General features: G+C 66.9%; 16 protein-coding genes. 10 read left to right on the top strand and 6 right to left on the bottom strand.

The window, feature by feature from the left end; genetic code table 11:
* Positions 1-3 precede the first annotated feature (3 nt).
* Positions 4-1,458, top strand: coding sequence for a phage major capsid protein (locus tag CJ177_RS15775; protein ID WP_095868083.1), 1,455 nt, complete (start codon positions 4-6; stop codon positions 1,456-1,458).
* Positions 1,459-2,693: 1,235 nt separating this feature from the next.
* On the opposite strand, the gene xerC is transcribed toward CJ177_RS15775, so the two are convergent.
* Both xerC and CJ177_RS15765 read right to left on the bottom strand, forming a co-directional pair.
* Positions 2,694-3,791, bottom strand: a complete 1,098-nt coding sequence (gene xerC, locus CJ177_RS15770; RefSeq protein WP_095868082.1) for a tyrosine recombinase XerC — start codon at positions 3,789-3,791, stop codon at positions 2,694-2,696.
* 369 nt (positions 3,792-4,160) lie between these two features.
* Positions 4,161-4,712 (bottom strand): hypothetical protein, encoded by a 552-nt coding sequence (locus CJ177_RS15765; RefSeq protein WP_061701355.1) that lies wholly within the window; start codon positions 4,710-4,712, stop codon positions 4,161-4,163.
* A 110-nt stretch (positions 4,713-4,822) separates the two neighbouring features.
* Here CJ177_RS15765 and CJ177_RS15760 point away from each other — a divergent pair, with 110 nt between their 5' ends.
* Entirely contained in the window at positions 4,823-5,143 is a 321-nt protein-coding gene (locus CJ177_RS15760) for a VOC family protein (protein ID WP_257014547.1), read from the top strand.
* Between the two features lie 165 nt (positions 5,144-5,308).
* On the opposite strand, the gene CJ177_RS15755 is transcribed toward CJ177_RS15760, so the two are convergent.
* On the bottom strand, positions 5,309-6,184 hold the full coding sequence (locus tag CJ177_RS15755; RefSeq protein ID WP_005251588.1) for an amidohydrolase family protein: 876 nt from the start codon (positions 6,182-6,184) through the stop codon (positions 5,309-5,311).
* A 62-nt stretch (positions 6,185-6,246) separates the two neighbouring features.
* Positions 6,247-6,822, bottom strand: a complete 576-nt coding sequence (locus CJ177_RS15750) for a ribonuclease H (protein WP_095868081.1) — start codon at positions 6,820-6,822, stop codon at positions 6,247-6,249.
* A gap of 72 nt (positions 6,823-6,894) precedes the next feature.
* On the opposite strand from CJ177_RS15750, the gene CJ177_RS15745 reads away from it, so the two are divergent.
* The 8 genes from CJ177_RS15745 (at position 6,895) to CJ177_RS15710 (ending at position 13,085) form a co-directional block, all read left to right on the top strand.
* Complete coding sequence (locus CJ177_RS15745) at positions 6,895-7,821, top strand: DNA-3-methyladenine glycosylase (protein WP_005251584.1); 927 nt, start codon at positions 6,895-6,897, stop codon at positions 7,819-7,821.
* Between the two features lie 127 nt (positions 7,822-7,948).
* Positions 7,949-8,644, top strand: a complete 696-nt coding sequence (locus tag CJ177_RS15740; protein ID WP_061044948.1) for an energy-coupling factor ABC transporter permease — start codon at positions 7,949-7,951, stop codon at positions 8,642-8,644.
* The gene (locus CJ177_RS15735) at positions 8,641-9,003 is read left to right on the top strand and encodes a PDGLE domain-containing protein (protein ID WP_095868080.1); all 363 of its coding nucleotides are present in this window, start codon (positions 8,641-8,643) and stop codon (positions 9,001-9,003) included. The genes CJ177_RS15740 and CJ177_RS15735 overlap by 4 nt, the downstream gene beginning before the upstream one ends.
* Before the next feature lie 2 nt (positions 9,004-9,005).
* Entirely contained in the window at positions 9,006-9,770 is a 765-nt protein-coding gene (gene cbiQ, locus CJ177_RS15730) for a cobalt ECF transporter T component CbiQ (RefSeq protein ID WP_095868079.1), read from the top strand.
* The gene (locus tag CJ177_RS15725) at positions 9,767-10,561 is read left to right on the top strand and encodes an energy-coupling factor ABC transporter ATP-binding protein (protein ID WP_095868241.1); all 795 of its coding nucleotides are present in this window, start codon (positions 9,767-9,769) and stop codon (positions 10,559-10,561) included. Before cbiQ ends, CJ177_RS15725 begins: the two co-directional genes overlap by 4 nt.
* A 50-nt stretch (positions 10,562-10,611) precedes the next feature.
* Positions 10,612-11,682, top strand: coding sequence for a class I SAM-dependent methyltransferase (locus tag CJ177_RS15720; protein ID WP_095868078.1), 1,071 nt, complete (start codon positions 10,612-10,614; stop codon positions 11,680-11,682).
* Between the two features lie 182 nt (positions 11,683-11,864).
* On the top strand, positions 11,865-12,467 hold the full coding sequence (locus CJ177_RS15715; protein ID WP_005251572.1) for a hypothetical protein: 603 nt from the start codon (positions 11,865-11,867) through the stop codon (positions 12,465-12,467).
* 189 nt (positions 12,468-12,656) lie between these two features.
* Positions 12,657-13,085 carry a hypothetical protein gene (locus CJ177_RS15710; RefSeq protein WP_005251571.1) on the top strand — a complete coding sequence of 143 codons (429 nt, stop codon included), beginning with the start codon at positions 12,657-12,659 and terminating at the stop codon, positions 13,083-13,085.
* A gap of 54 nt (positions 13,086-13,139) precedes the next feature.
* Here the strand turns inward: CJ177_RS15710 and CJ177_RS15705 are convergent, their stop codons facing one another.
* Positions 13,140-14,348, bottom strand: a complete 1,209-nt coding sequence (locus tag CJ177_RS15705) for a CaiB/BaiF CoA-transferase family protein (RefSeq protein WP_095868077.1) — start codon at positions 14,346-14,348, stop codon at positions 13,140-13,142.
* Positions 14,345-14,710 carry a helix-turn-helix transcriptional regulator gene (locus CJ177_RS15700; RefSeq protein WP_005251569.1) on the bottom strand — a complete coding sequence of 122 codons (366 nt, stop codon included), beginning with the start codon at positions 14,708-14,710 and terminating at the stop codon, positions 14,345-14,347. Before CJ177_RS15700 ends, CJ177_RS15705 begins: the two co-directional genes overlap by 4 nt.
* Positions 14,711-14,825 lie beyond the last annotated feature (115 nt).

Raw genomic sequence — 14,825 nt, 5'->3', positions numbered from 1 at the left:
CAAATGAAGACTCTCGACCAACTCAGAGCTGAGTATCGCGAGCACGAGACCCGTGCTCGTGCTGTCTACGAGGCCGCGAACGGTGCGGACATCGAAGGTGACGACGCAGCCACGTTCGATGAAGCAACAGGCGCAATGGATGCGTTGCGCCCCGAGATCCGCGCCACCGAGCAACGGATCGAACACATCCGCCAGTTCGCGCAGAACAACCCGGAGTGCATCGAACACGGTGACGGGTGCACGAGTGCATCGACACCACGCGACAACCAACCGGTCAGTGCACGGGATACCGCGCTCCGCGTGCTCGAGCGGTCCGTGCAGGCCCATGACCTCGACGAAGATGCTGCGGGACGTGCTGACACCCTGCTCCGGCACGGGGACCGCGCTTCCCAGTCCCTGGCTGCCCGCTGGGTCACCGCGACCGGGAACCCGGCCTATGCGGGCGCGTTCTCGAAGATGTGCGGTGACGCGCAGCGTGGGCACTTGTTGTGGACACCGGAAGAGGCTGCCGCGTATCGGGCTGCTACCGAGGTCCGCGCTGAACTCAGTCGCGGTATGACAGTCGGTGGTGACGGTGCGATGATGGTCCCCCTGCACCTCGACCCGTCTATTCTGTTGTCCAACAAGGGATCTCAGAACCCGTTGCGCCGCATCGCCAGGGTCGTGCAGATCACCGGCAGCAGCTGGCGAGGTGTGTCCAGCGCGGGTGCCACCGCCCAATGGGTGCCCGAGGCAACCGAAGTCGCCGACGCCAGCCCGACGCTGACACAACCCGAGGTGCCGGTACACAAAGGGGATGCGTTCGTCCCGTTCTCATTCGAGCTCGGCGACGACGCACCGACGTTCCTCAGTGAACTACAAGCCGTGCTGGTCGACAGCGCTGATCAACTCCAAGCCGAAGCGTTCACCACCGGCTCCGGGAACGGTCAACCGACTGGGGTGATCACCAAAGTAGCGTCGACGCCAGGGTCGATCGTGAACGCGACGACCGCTGAAACGTTCACCGCTGCTGATGTGTTCGCTGTGCAGAACAGCCTCGGCCCGCGCTGGCAACCGAACGCGCAGTGGACCGCGAATCTCGGGATCATCAACGCGGCAAGGCAATTCGAAACCACGAACGGTGCGGCGAAGTTCCCGGAGATCGCGACCGGGCAACTCCTCGGCCGCGCGCTGAACGAGAATTCCGGGCAGGATGCCAGCATCGACCCGGCGGTCAGTGCCGCGAATTTCGTTCTGCTGTATGGGGATTTCGCACAGTTCCTGATCGTCGACCGGATCGGGACGACGATCGAAGTGGTGCCGCATCTGTTCGGCGCGAACCGCCGACCTACCCTCGAGCGCGGTGGGTTGCTGTGGTTCAGAACAGGTTCCGACGTTCTGATCCCGGATGCGTTCCGGCTGCTGAGCGTTGCGACCGCCGCGACGACCACACGCAAGACGAAGGCATCGGTCGGCTGACGCCAACACGAGCAGGAGGGGCCACCACCACAACAACAAGGGGGGCACCTCCAAACATCCGGGGCACCCAAGGGGGGCCATCAGTTCGAAGGGGGAGGGTACCCGAACCTCGGGGGTGGGGGCGTGAGCGACACGCCGCCCCTGCCCCCGACACCACCACCACAGGCTTCCGTGTCCGGCCGTCCTTTCGGGTCCGGACACGGAACCGCCGTCCACGTTCGGACCGTGCTCCGTCGGCACGCGTCGAAGGACGCCCAGCCTCACCGTTGGCATTGGCGTACCTGACGTGGACGGCACCGCGCCCCGCGTCGCCCGTTGCCTCTGTGTCTGTCGACCGGGCGGCGCGGGGCACACCACCACCACCCCGGCCGGGAGGGAGCAAAGGGCATGCACGGGCACGACGTACCCCGACACTGGGCACGACTGCCCGCCATCCCGATACCGCGTCAGCCACCAGACCGACGTCGGTCGACGCGACCACTCGCTGTCGAGGTTCGCGCGTCGCGTCGGTTGTGATTGGCGTCGTCCTTTGTCCCGGTTTGGACAGAGAACGGGTGCGCACCTGGGCAATTCGCCCACGGGACGGGCACTGTGCGTACGCGAGACTCCGGAAGTGGTGAAACTCACCACTTTCCAGACGACGCATTAGCGACCAACGCACGTGACAACTCGAAAAGTGCTCAAGGTACGCACTTTTCGAGAAACACACCATCGCAAAGTGTCCAATCTGAACTTTCCTCGCACCGAAGGGGGACGAGATCTCCCGGGTGGGAGGGGGGCAGGTCAACACGGAAAACGAAATGTTCGGCTGGCGGACACCTGTTCGTCGTATCCCTCTCCGGTCGGATTTTGGACGCGTTTCCGCAGGTCAGAGGCTTGACGTTGACAATGTACACAACAGTTTAGACTGTGAATACGCTTTTCTCCCAAGGGGTTTCGCTCGAAAAGGAGGCAGTCATGTGCATGGTCATGCGCTCACGCGAGGTCGCCGCGCAGGTCGCGGACCTGGAGCGTCGCTATTGGGGAATCTCCCAATATCGACACGTGGCGAGATGCCGGGGTCGTGGGCAGGTGCCCACTTTCCACACAGGTCACGGCATCTCCCCGGCAACCCAGGGGCTGTTCTAGCCTGGGAGGACGGAAAGCCCTCCCCTGGGGTGAGAAAGTGCGCACTCTGCGCACTTTCGCTTCTCTCCCAAGGGGATTCATGGCAACGCATTTCGTGTGAATTCGACTCAGCGGCCTTCGGAGAGTCGGCGGGCGATCTCCGCGTCCCGGCCGGACGCCACGTGCTGGTACTGCATCGCCATGGCCGGGGTGGTGTGCCCCAACCGGTTCATCAGCTCTTTAGTGGTGGCCCCGGCGTGCGCGGCGAGGGTGGCCCCGGTGTGCCGGAGGTCGTGAATCCGCAACGCAGGCTTACCGATCCGCTCAGCCGCCTTTTTGAACGGTCGGCGGATCTCCCAGTCCCCCAGGTACAGCCCGTCGTCGCCGGGGAACACCAACTCGTCCGCGTTGAGCCCGGCCACGTGCGCGGCGATCACCGGACGGATGTGTGGGGGCACCGCGATGGTGCGGCTACCGGCCCGCGTCTTCGGGGTGTCCACGATCGTCCGACCGGCCCGGAACGTCACGGCCCGCTCGACCCGCACCGTGGCGGCACCCCGGCCGATGTGACGGCGCTGGAGCCCTTTCAGCTCACCGAGCCGCAGCCCGCACCACCCGGCCAGCAGTACAGCCGCGCGCAGATCCTTCGGCATCTCCCACGCCAGCGCCTGCAACTCGTCGGCGGACAGGGGGTCGATGTCGCGGACCCGTTTCGATTGCATCGCCGACCTGATCCGGCACGGGTTGGCGTCGAGGATTTCGTCGGCGACGGCGGTGGCGCAGATCGCGTGCAGCAGCGCGTAGGCGTGGGCCTTGCGGGTGGGGCCGGTCGACAGTTCGGCGTGCCACACCCGGACCGCCGCTGGGGACAGCTGAGCGAGCCGCAGGTCGCCGAGGGCGGGGAGGATGTGCAGGCGCAGCAGGTCGGCGTACAGCGCCCGTGTGCGCGGTTTCAGGGTGCGATGCTCGAGCCACTTCTCGGCGTACACCTCGAGCGTGAGGCCGCGTTCCTGCTCCGCGCCGGGTGCCCGCCAGGTGTCCCGGTCGATGCTCTTCTTGATGCCGCCGAGCCAGTGTTCGGCGTCGATCTTGGCGCGGTAGGTGGCCGGTTGGCCGTGGTGCTTGGAGCTGGGGTAGCGGATGCCGTCGGGGCCGACATAGCTCGCCCAGTAGCGGCCGTTCGGGAGTGTCTTGATCTTGCCGAAGCTGCGGCGTTGCGAGCCCATGTCGTGTTCCCCTATCTGTTCCCCTAACAGAGTAGCCCCGAGGGGGCGGAGTACATCGGAGAGAAGGGGCAGAGCGGGTTACCTCGCAGGTCAAAGCACAAAAGCAGCCCCTGACCAGCAACGACGTCGGCCTATGGAAACAGGTTCGAATCCTGCCGAGGGCACTCTCCTGCCTGCGACGGTCCTCATTGCACACTGTTGTCGCGCCTCCGCTGCGGTAACGCAGGTCACACCGCGGGCGATACGCCGGGTAGGTCGGGACGGGATCATGATCGGCATTCTGTTCGACTTGCCACCAATCCTGGCACCGGAGGTTTGGAGTCCAGTGGGGCCTTGGTGGAATGCCTTCGTTTCTTGGTTCAATCAGTTCTAGGAGTCAACATGATCGGCATACTGCCCGACCTGCCGTACATGGGATTGGACTGGGAGTTCTTCTTCCCGACCAATCTCTACATCGCCTTCATCAACTGGTGGAATCCTTTCTAGCGCACGGTAGCCCGGCCAGCGGCGCCTGCGTACGCGCCGCCACCACCGAGACTTCCGCTTCGCCTTCTCGGCCTTCTCCATCTCGTCCCGGACCTGCTTCAGAACCGCCGGCGCCTCGAGCGCGTCGAACGCGCGGAATTCTTTTCTCCATTCCTTCATATACGTGCGGTGCACCAAAGCCGGACCGAGTGAACCGAGAGAGAATGGGACCGACGCCATCAACCAATACCCTCCGTACACATAGCTGAGCGCCGCACAGGCGAGGGCGACAGCGGCCAGTGCCCATTGGAAGTACAAGAACTTCGAACCCTCCCGGAGGGCATGTTCCATCCCGGAGAGGTGGTAGTCCATGTTCAGCCGGTGGATCTCGATCTCCCGCTCGGTCCGCATGATGAAGTCGTCGAACGTTTCGCCGTCGTTGAGGAAGTCATCCATCGGGGCCGCCTTCGTCGCGTGGGAATCGAAGCGTAAACGCGCCGACCGACATTCCGGGGCTACGGTAATTGCGGACCGTGGCTGACCTCGATCGTTCGTATCGTCGCCCCATGACCACTACCGAGAACCGCCAGGCCGCCCTGCACTCCTACTTCGCCTACCGTGACGCCCCGGCCGCTCTGCGCTGGCTCGAGCGCGCGTTCGGGTTCGAGACCACCCTCGAGTTCCCGGACGACAACGGCGGGATCATGCATTCCGAATTGCGCCGAGGCGACGCCGCCATCATGGTCTTCAGCGACCACGGCAACTACGACCGGCCTGCGCTCCGGGGCGAGACCGTCGGGCACGGCACGTATCTCAGCGTCGGCACCGACAGCGAAGTCGACGAGGTCTATGCCACCGCCGTCGAGGCCGGAGCCACCTCGGTCTAGGAACCCGCGAACACCCAATGGGGCAACTATCGCTGCCGGGTCCACGACCTCGAGGGCTTCGAGTGGACGTTCGGCACCCTACGCCCGGGCGAGAGCAGTGGTGACTGGCCCGAGGGCGAATGACGGTGACACGGAACCGGATCGACGCGGCACGACACCGGGTCGTCAGTCGATCGCGAAGAGTCGCGCCGCGTTGTCGTGGCATACCGCTCGCAGCCACGGCTCGCCGAGGTCGAATCGGGTGAGACCCTCGAGTGCGTCGAGGTAGGGATACGGGATGTTGGGGAAGTCGCTGCCGAACACGATCCGCTCCTGCAGATCCGCCAGCCGGTGCACCTGGTCGCGCGGAAACGGTGTGGCAGCTTCGGTGTAGTCCGTGAACGTCATCGTCGTGTCGAGATACACGTTGCCGTACTGGTCGGCCAAGTCCAGGAATTCCCGGTACTCCGGCAGACCCATGTGGGCGATGATCAGGTGCAGCCTCGGGTACCGCGACAGCAACTCGGCGATCGGGCCGGGGCCCGTGTAGGTGCCGGGCGCCGGCCCCGACCCGCAATGAATGACCACCGGGACACCCGACTCCTGCAGCACACCCCACACGGGGTCGAGGAGCGGATCGTTCGGCGAATAGTCGCCCACCTGGATGTGGGACTTGAAGACGCGCGTCCCCGACTCGACCGCCTCGGCGACATACGTGGCCGCGGACTCCTCCGGGTAGAACGTCGACGTCCGCAGACAGTCGGGGGTCTGTTCGGCGAACTCGACCGACCACTGGTTCAGCCACGCAGCCATCGCCGGCTTGTGCGGGTAGATCATCGACGTGAACCGCCTGACACCGAACCCACGGAGGTGTTCGACGCGGACATCCTCTTCGTGCCGGTAGTGGATGGGCCACTCACGTCCGGTGAGGGGACCGACTGCGTCGAAGTAGCCCCACACCTTTTCCATCACATTCGCGGGCATGAAGTGGGTGTGGACGTCGATGATGCCCGGCAGCCCCAGCGCACGCCAGAACTCCTGCACCCGCAGATCCTCGGACAACAGTCTTCTCCTCGACGCAGTGCCGGACGCAGAACCCCCGGCAGATCAGAACAGGGGCCGCCTCAGAAGAGCGTGAACGCGTCCTCGGCCTCGGGGGTGGATTGCGCGACTGCTGCCGGTGCAGGGGCAGGGGCAGGGGCAGGGGCAGGGGCAGGGGCAGGGGCAGAGACCGGGGCCGGGGCCGGGGCCGGGGCCGGGGCGAGCGCACCGGAGGCGACGGCACGAGCCGCCTCGCCGGCGAGGACGTCGGCCATCTCGTTGTAGTGGTTGCCGACGTGGCCACGAACCCAGCGGAAACGCACGGGCCCGGGGCGTTCGCTGATGGCCCGGTCGATGGACTGCACCAGTGCGAGGTTCTTGACGGGAGCGCCGCCCGCCGTCTTCCAGCCCTTGCGCTTCCAACCGGGCAGCCACTCCGACGCGCACTTGATGGCGTACTGGGAATCGGACTCGATCAGCAGCGGATCTGCCCCGGGATGCGCGGTGATCGCTTCGAGCAGGGCCCGCAGCTCGGCGATCTGATTTGTCCCGGAGGGTTCGCCACCCGATTGGCTGGGACCCTCGTGATTGACCCATGCCCAGCCGATCGCCCCACCGGGGTTGCGGAGGCAGGATCCGTCGGTACTCACGATGATCATGGCTGGGACTTTACGTGCGCGCTCCGACATCCGCCGGTGGCGGTCGCCTTCGGAGTGGATACGCTGCATTCGATGACGGTTTCGCTGGAGGTGGTCGAGACCACCGTGACCGCGCGGCGTCCCCTGGACGTCGCCATGTCGTTGCAGCCGCTGCAACGCGGCAAAGGCGACCCCTGCCACCGCCGGACGGCCGACGGCTCGATCTGGCGGACGTCGGTGCAGAAGTCGGGCCCGGTCACCTATCGCATCACCCAGATCGACCGCCACTCGGTGCGCTGTCAGGCGTGGGGTGCGGGCGCCCACGAGTTGTCCGCCGGACTGGGCCGCCTCGTCGGCGACCACGACGACTGCGCCGACTTCGCCCCCGACCATCCGATCCTCGTCGAGGCTCACCGCCGATTCCCGCAGCTGCGCCTCGGCCGCACCGACCGGGTGATGGAGGCCCTCGTGCCCGCGATCCTCGAGCAACGTGTGCACGGCATCGCCGCGTTCGCGTCGTGGCGGCGTCTCGTGTGGAAGTTCGGTGGGCCCGCTCCCGGACCCGCTCCGGACGGGATGCGGCTGCCCCCGACCGCGGACGTGTGGCGGCGGGTTCCGTCCTGGGAATTCCACCGGGCCAACGTCGACCCGAACCGGTCCCGGACGATCGTCCGCTGCGCGCAGGTCGCCGACCGGCTCGAGAAGATCGTCGACCTCCCCCGCGAGGAAGCGAATCGCCGGCTGATGTCCGTCCCCGGTGTCGGGATCTGGACGGCGGCCGAGGTGTCGCAGCGTGCGCTCGGCGACCCCGACGCCCTGTCGGTCGGCGACTATCACCTCGCCGCGATGGTGGGGTGGTCGCTGCTCGGCAAGCCCCTCGACGACGCCGAGATGGTGGAGTACCTGGCCCCGCTTCAGCCGCACCGCCATCGCGCCGTGCGGCTGCTGGAGGTGAGCGGGCAGGCCGTCAAACCCAAATTCGGGCCCCGGACGGCGCTCGTCGACCACACCTGGCACTGACCTGGCATTCGCGGAGGGCCTATACGCGTTTCCCGCACCCATGAACACCTGTTCAAGTGTTCATACGAGAAACTAGACTTCGAAGGATCAGCTGCCGGCCGGAGGAGTCGCCGTGGAACCCGTGGCAATGCACATGAGCGACGGCCTGATCAATGCGCCGACCTCACTGCTGTTCGTCGTCGTCGCGGTGGCGGGACTGTCGATCGCCGCGTGGCGCGCGCGCTCGGAACTCGACGAACGCACCGCACCGATGGCCGGTCTCGTGGCGGCCTTCATCTTCGCGGTCCAGATGGTCAACTTCCCGATCCTTCCCGGTGTGAGCGGACACCTCCTCGGTGGTGCGCTCGCCGCCATCCTCGTCGGCCCCTACACCGGGATGCTCTGCGTCTCGATCGTGCTGATCGTGCAGGCCCTGCTGTTCGCCGACGGTGGGCTGACAGCGCTGGGAGCGAACATCACCAACATGGCGATCATCGGGGTGGTCGTCGGCTACGGCGTCGCGGTGGCCCTGCGTCCGCTCGTCGTGCGACGGCAGCGACTGCGCCTCCGCGTGCTCGGCGGGCTCGCGTTCGCCGCGGCACTGTGCGGAACGGTGGCGGCGTCGATGGGCTTCGTCCTCGAGTACGCGATCGGTGGTCATGCGACGTCCGGAGATTCGACTTCACTGGGCGCGGTGGCGGCGTACATGCTCGGGGCGCACGTGCTGATCGGCATCGGCGAAGGCCTCATCACCGCCGCCACGGTGACGGCCGTCGCGAAGGCGCGCCCCGACCTCGTGCACCTGCTGCGGACGGCGCCCCGACGAGTCCAGGTGCGGGCATGAGCACGTCGTCGCCGGTCTCGCTGCGCCGATTCCTTCTCGGCTTCGCGCTGGTGGCGCTGCTCGTCGCCGGCGCGGTCTCGTATCTCGCCAGCTCGAGTCCGGACGGTCTGGATTCCGCGACCACTCGCGGGTGCGAAACCGCGGAAACCGATGCCGGGGAGACGCTCGTGGGTGACTGCATCGCCCAGAACGCGTCCGCCCATCCGTTGTCGGACTCGCCGCTCGCCGACTACACGGTGGGCGGCCGGTCGCATCTCACGGGGGTCGCGGGCGTGATCGGCGCCACCGCGACGTTCGTCGTCGCGGGTGGCCTGTTCTGGCTGCTCGCCCGCGCGCGGCGGAACCGAACGAGCCCCTGACCGTGGGAGCCGGCCACGCCCATCCGCTCTACCTCGACGGCACGTCACCCCTGCACCGGCTGCCGGCCGAGGTCGAGATCGTCTGCGCCGTCGTCTTCGTCTTCGCGGTGGTCGCGACGCCACGCGAGGCGTTCTGGGCGTTCGCCGGGTATCTCGCGATCCTGATCGTGATCTGGCGGATCGCCGGCATTCCGATCAGATGGATCGGACCGCGGATGCTGATCGAATTGCCGTTCGTGACGCTCGCACTTCTCCTGCCGTTCGCCGAGGGCGGTGCACGCGTCACCGTCCTCGGACTGTCGCTGTCGGTCGCGGGCCTCTACGCGGCCTGGGGCATTCTCGTGAAGGGCACGCTCGGCGTCCTGGTCTCACTGACACTCGCCGCGACGACGCCGGCCCGGGACCTGCCGTTGGGTCTGGCGCGGCTGCGCGTGCCCGCGATGCTCACCACGATCGTGGTGCTGATGCTGCGCTACCTCGACCTGCTCACCGCCGAGGTCGAGCGGATGCGCACCGCCCGGCTCTCCCGAGGCGACGACCCCCGGACGTTCCGGCAGATCGGTGCCACCGCCCGTGGCGTCGGCGGATTGTTCGTGCGTTCCTACGAGCGCGGCGAGCGCGTCCACCTGGCCATGCTGTCGCGGGGTTTCACCGGTTCGGTACCCACTGTGGGGGCGACGCCTGCGACCGCTGCACTGTGGCGGGCGGGGCTCGTGCCTGCCGTGTGCGCGGTGGGGATCTGTGTCACGGCGTGGGTGCTCCGATGACCGCGGCCGTGCATCTCGAGGGCGTCTCGTTCGCGTATCCGGACGGCAGGGCCGCGCTGCACCGGATCGATCTCACGGTGCAACCCGGTGAGCGGGTGGCCGTTCTCGGTCCGAACGGGGCCGGGAAGACCACACTGATGTTGCACCTCAACGGCATTCTGACGGCCACCGAGGGCAGCGTGACCGTGGGCGGGCTGGAGCTGTCGCGGGGAGCGTCCCGGGACACGGTGCGGGAGGTCCGGCGCCGCGTCGGCATCGTCTTCCAGGATCCCGACGACCAGTTGTTCATGCCGACCGTCGCGCAGGACATCGCGTTCGGTCCGGTCAATTTCGGGATCACCGGGACCGCGCTCGACGAGCGGGTGCACGACGCGCTGGCGGCCGTCGACATGACGGCACATTCCGATCGCAATCCCGCGCACCTGTCGGTGGGGCAGCGCCGCCGCGTCGCGCTGGCGACGGTCCTCGCGTGTGCCCCGGACGTCCTCGTGCTGGACGAGCCGTCGAGCAATCTCGACCCCGTCGCCCGACGCGAACTGGCCGACGTCCTCCTGGGTATCGACACCACGCACCTGCTCGTCACGCACGACCTGCCGTACGCCGCCCAGTTGTGCACGCGCGCCGTGATCCTCGACGAGGGACACCTGGTGGCCGACGGTCCGATCCTGGAACTGCTCGGCGACCCCGCGCTGCTCGCCGAGTATCGCCTCGAGTTGCCCTGGGGTTTCCGGCTTCCCGCGACCGACCCTCATTCGCCCGGCGAACGATCCGTGACACCGCCGATCGGGTAGCCCACGATGGGGAGACGAAGCTTCGCCCGCACTCCCGCCGGAGGTCAGCGATGTCCATACCCGAAGCCGACGCCGGGGCGGTGTCCCAGCGCATTTTCGACGCATCGCTCGGGGCGATCGACCTCCTCGCCGTCCATCTGGGCGACCGTCTCGGCTGGTACCGCAGTCTCGCGTCGGAAGGTCCGGCGACCGCGGACCAACTGGCGGAACGCACCTCCACCCACCCGCGGTACGCGCGGGAATGGCTCGAACAGCAGGCCGTGTCGGGACTTCTCACGGTCGACGATTCGGAGCCACGGACGTTCACGCTTCCGGCCGGCGCCGCCGAAGTGCTCACCGACGAGCAGAGTCTCAACTATCTTGCACCGCTGGCGCGGATCTTCGTCGCCGCGACCACGCAGATGCCCGCACTGCTCGAGGCGTATCGGACGGGCGGCGGCGTGGGATGGGCTCAGTACGGCGCGGATGCCCGTGAGTCGCAGGCCGACATGAATCGGCCGTGGTACGAGCAGGTTCTTCCCGGTGCACTGGCGTCGGTACCCGAGGTCGATGCACTGCTCCGGACGCCCGGTGCCGCCATCGCCGACGTCGGATGCGGCGGCGCCTGGTCCACGATCGCACTCGCGCGCGCGTACCCGGACGCCCGGCTCCACGGCTACGACATCGACACCGCGACCGTCGAACTCGCGAGGTCCAACGTGCGCGAGCGGCGGGATGTCGCCGATCGGATCACGATCACCGAATCGGATGCGGCGGGAATTCCCGAAAGCAGCTGCACCGCGGCGTTCGCGTTCGAATGCATCCACGACATGCCCGCGCCCGTCGAAGTACTGTCCGCGGTTCGGAAGGCACTGGTTCCCGGTGGCGCGATGATCGTGATGGACGAGGCGGTGGACGACGAGTTCTCCGCGCCGGGAAGCGACGTCGAGCGGCTGATGTACGGATTCAGCCTCACCGTGTGCCTTCCCGACGGCATGAACCACACACCCAGCGCGGGCACCGGAACGGTCATGCGCCCGAGCACATTGCGCAGCTACGCCGAGGCGGCCGGTTTCGGCACCATGGACATCCTGCCCATCGAGGATTTCGGGTTCTTCCGGTTCTACCGGCTCACGGTGTAATCCCTGCACCGCCACCCCGATACGCACGTATTTTGCGGAAAGGCCGAAAACTGGGGCATCCGAAGGGGGAAGATGTCTGCAGTAGGCAGGTTACGGACGCTTTCGCCGGTCGGGGCAACTGTGAAGCGCCAGGTCGAACCAGATTTGTCGTTTGTCATCCGCTACTACGCATGGGAAACACCATGAAACTGCATAGAGTGACAGCACCGGCAGCGCTGCTGATCGCCACCCTGTGTGTCGGAATGGGTACCGCGTATGCCGCCCCCACCCCCGCCGACCAGGCCGTCATCTCGCACACCAGCCTGAGCGCCGACGGCCGATCGGTCGGCACGGCACTCGATGCCGGGCACTTCACCCTGTCGCGGACGGCCGCCGCCGTCGACATCGTCAACGATTCGGGCACCCCGGTGGGCACGATCCCCCTGCGCTATTCGATCGCCGGTGTGCAATTTACGATCGATCCGCTCATCACCGACGCCGGCCGGTTCCTGAACCTGACACCCACGACGACCCCGGTCGCGGGAACCCTCGCCCTCACCCCGGTCGACAGGGATTCGGCGTACAACAACATGGTCGAGCAGCTGCAGATCGGTTGGGACAACGGCGGCGGGACCGCGACGGCGATCGGCGCAGGCATCGGATTCGTCGTCGGGTGCATCTTCCTCATCCTCGGCGGGTGCCTCCCCGGTGCCGCGGTGGGCGCGGCGATCGGCGCCGTCACGGGTATCAGCAACGCGAACCCCGCTGCGCCACCAGCGGTGTACGAATTCCTCGGAACCCCGTAGCGGGGCTTCCGTCCGACTCCGAAGACGATTTCGGGAGGGCTATGGGTTAGTTCGCACACGGGGAGCATCACCGCGCACCCACATATGCATGTAGCCGTTCCGGTTTTCCAGCGAATATGGTCCACGCACAACGATGTTCGGTGCACTCAGGTGGGGGCCGTGTTCGTCCTACGACATGGTGGGATTTCCATGAAACTCTTGAAAACTCTGGCATTGTCCATATTCGTCGTCTCCGCGATGGCCGTCGGGGCGGGCACTGCGTATGCCGATCCCGCACCTCAGGGAATCGACTGGTCGCAGCCGCTGATGACCCCGGCAGCCGACGGCGGCAGCAGCCAGGTGGCCGAACAGTTCTTCCCGGAGAACGAAGTGAAGCAGGACGCCTTCGACAAGATGACCAACGAGATCAATACCGGCTGGAACAACGCGGGCCTGCAGGGCATGGCGATCGGTTCCAACGTGGGCATGGCCATCGGGTGCGTGTCGATCTTCCCCAACTTCATCGCCGGCTGCATCGTCGGCGCAGTGGTCGGCACCATCGCCGGCGCCGTCATCGGCATCGGTGTGGGTAATCCCAACGCCCAGCCGGCCGTAGAGCAGTTCTTCGCCACACCCTGAGCGAAGAGCGAGCTGCAGCCCCGGCCTCACTCGGGCCGGGGCTGCGGCGCGTCGTCAGCCGACGACGCCCTGGTCGCGCATCCTTGCGATATCTTCCGCCGACCAGCCCAGTTCACCGAGGATCCGATCGGTGTGCGCGCCGAGCGCGGGCACGTCGCCCATCCGCATCTCCACGTCGGAGAACGTCATCGGGGGCAGCATCGCCCTGATCGGCCCGGCCTCGGTTCCGATGTCACGCCAGCGGTCGCGCTGATCCAGCTGCGGATGGTCGATCAGCCCGCCCATGTCATTGAGCTCCGCCGCCGGGATCCCGGAGTCCGCGAGCGCCTGGTCGAGAGCCGCGCTCGTGAACCGTTGAGTCTCCTCGGCGACGACGGCGTCCACCTCGGCGCGGTGCTGCACGCGCAGCATATTGGTCGCGAACCGGGGATGGTCGGCGAGTTCTGGTCGCTTGAACACGTCGGTCACCAGTTGCCGCCACCCGCGGTCGTTCTGGACACCGATGAGGATCTGTCCGTCGAGGGTCGGGTACGAGTCGTACGGGACGATCGCCGCATGACCGAGCCCGACGCGCGGGATCTGCTTGTCGGCGTACATCTTCATGTACATCGGGTGGCCCAGCCACTCCGCGGTCGCGTCGAACATCGACACGTCGATCCGCGCCCCCACCCCGGTGCGTGACCGCCGGAACAGGGCGCCGAGGACGGACGTCATCGCATACATTCCCGCCGCGATGTCGGACACCGGGACACCCGTCTTGGTCGCGGTGTCGGGGGTGCCGGTCACCGAGATCATCCCCGTTTCGGCCTGGACCAGCATGTCGTACGCCTTGCGTTCGCGCCGCGGCCCCGCCGACCCGTAGCCGGACATGTTCACGACGATCAGTTCCTCGTGCTCGGCGCGCAACTCGTCGGCGCCGAACCCCAGCCGGTCGGCGGCATCGGGTGCGAGATTCTGGATGAAGACGTCGGCCTTCGCGATCAGCTGCGCGACGGTGTCCCGGCCCACCTCGGACTTCAGGTCGACGCCGAGCGACTCCTTCGACCGATTCAGCCACACGAAATGCGAGGCCTGCCCGAACACCGCGTCGTCGTAGTTGCGGGCGAAGTCGCCCTCACCGACACGCTCGATCTTGATGACCCGCGCGCCCATGTCCGCGAGATGGCGGGTGGCGAGCGGAGCGGCCACGGCCTGCTCGAGTGCCACGACGGTGATGCCGTCGAGCGGCAGCAGTCCGGGGTCGTTCTCCATGTCGGGATTCACCTTTCCTCTTCGGCTCCCGTGTGATTGTGATAGTGCGTGGCCCCGATCGTGTGCAGCAGTTCGTGCACGGTGTCGTCGGTGAGCCGGTACCGCATCGAGCGACCGTCCCGCGTCGCCGACACCCACCCCTGGTTGCGGAGCAGTCGCAGAGCGTGCGAAACGGCGGTGCCGGTCATGTCGAGTGCCGCGGCCAGGTCGCCGACGCAGATGTCGGGGGCGTGGTGCAGACACAACAGCAGTCGGAGGCGGTTGCCGTCCGACAGCAGTTCGAACCGGTTGGCCCAGCCGTCGATGTCGGGGGTGTGCAGTGCCGCCGCAGCACGCTGAACATCCTCGGGGTTCAGGGCGGGGGTGGCGGCCATCACGCCAGTCTACAAACGCCGCGAGGCCGCTCGGCCGGGCATCCATAGGCGATTCCTCACTGTCCGTTCGGCTCTGTGACTTTGTTTCCGCACTCACGCGGGTGGTCGACTGGCA

Source organism: Rhodococcus sp. ACPA1, assembly GCF_002300195.1.
GTDB lineage: Bacteria > Actinomycetota > Actinomycetes > Mycobacteriales > Mycobacteriaceae > Rhodococcus_F > Rhodococcus_F opacus.
Note: the sequence above shows the minus strand (reverse complement) of the source record. Positions and strands in the feature narration are given on the sequence as shown.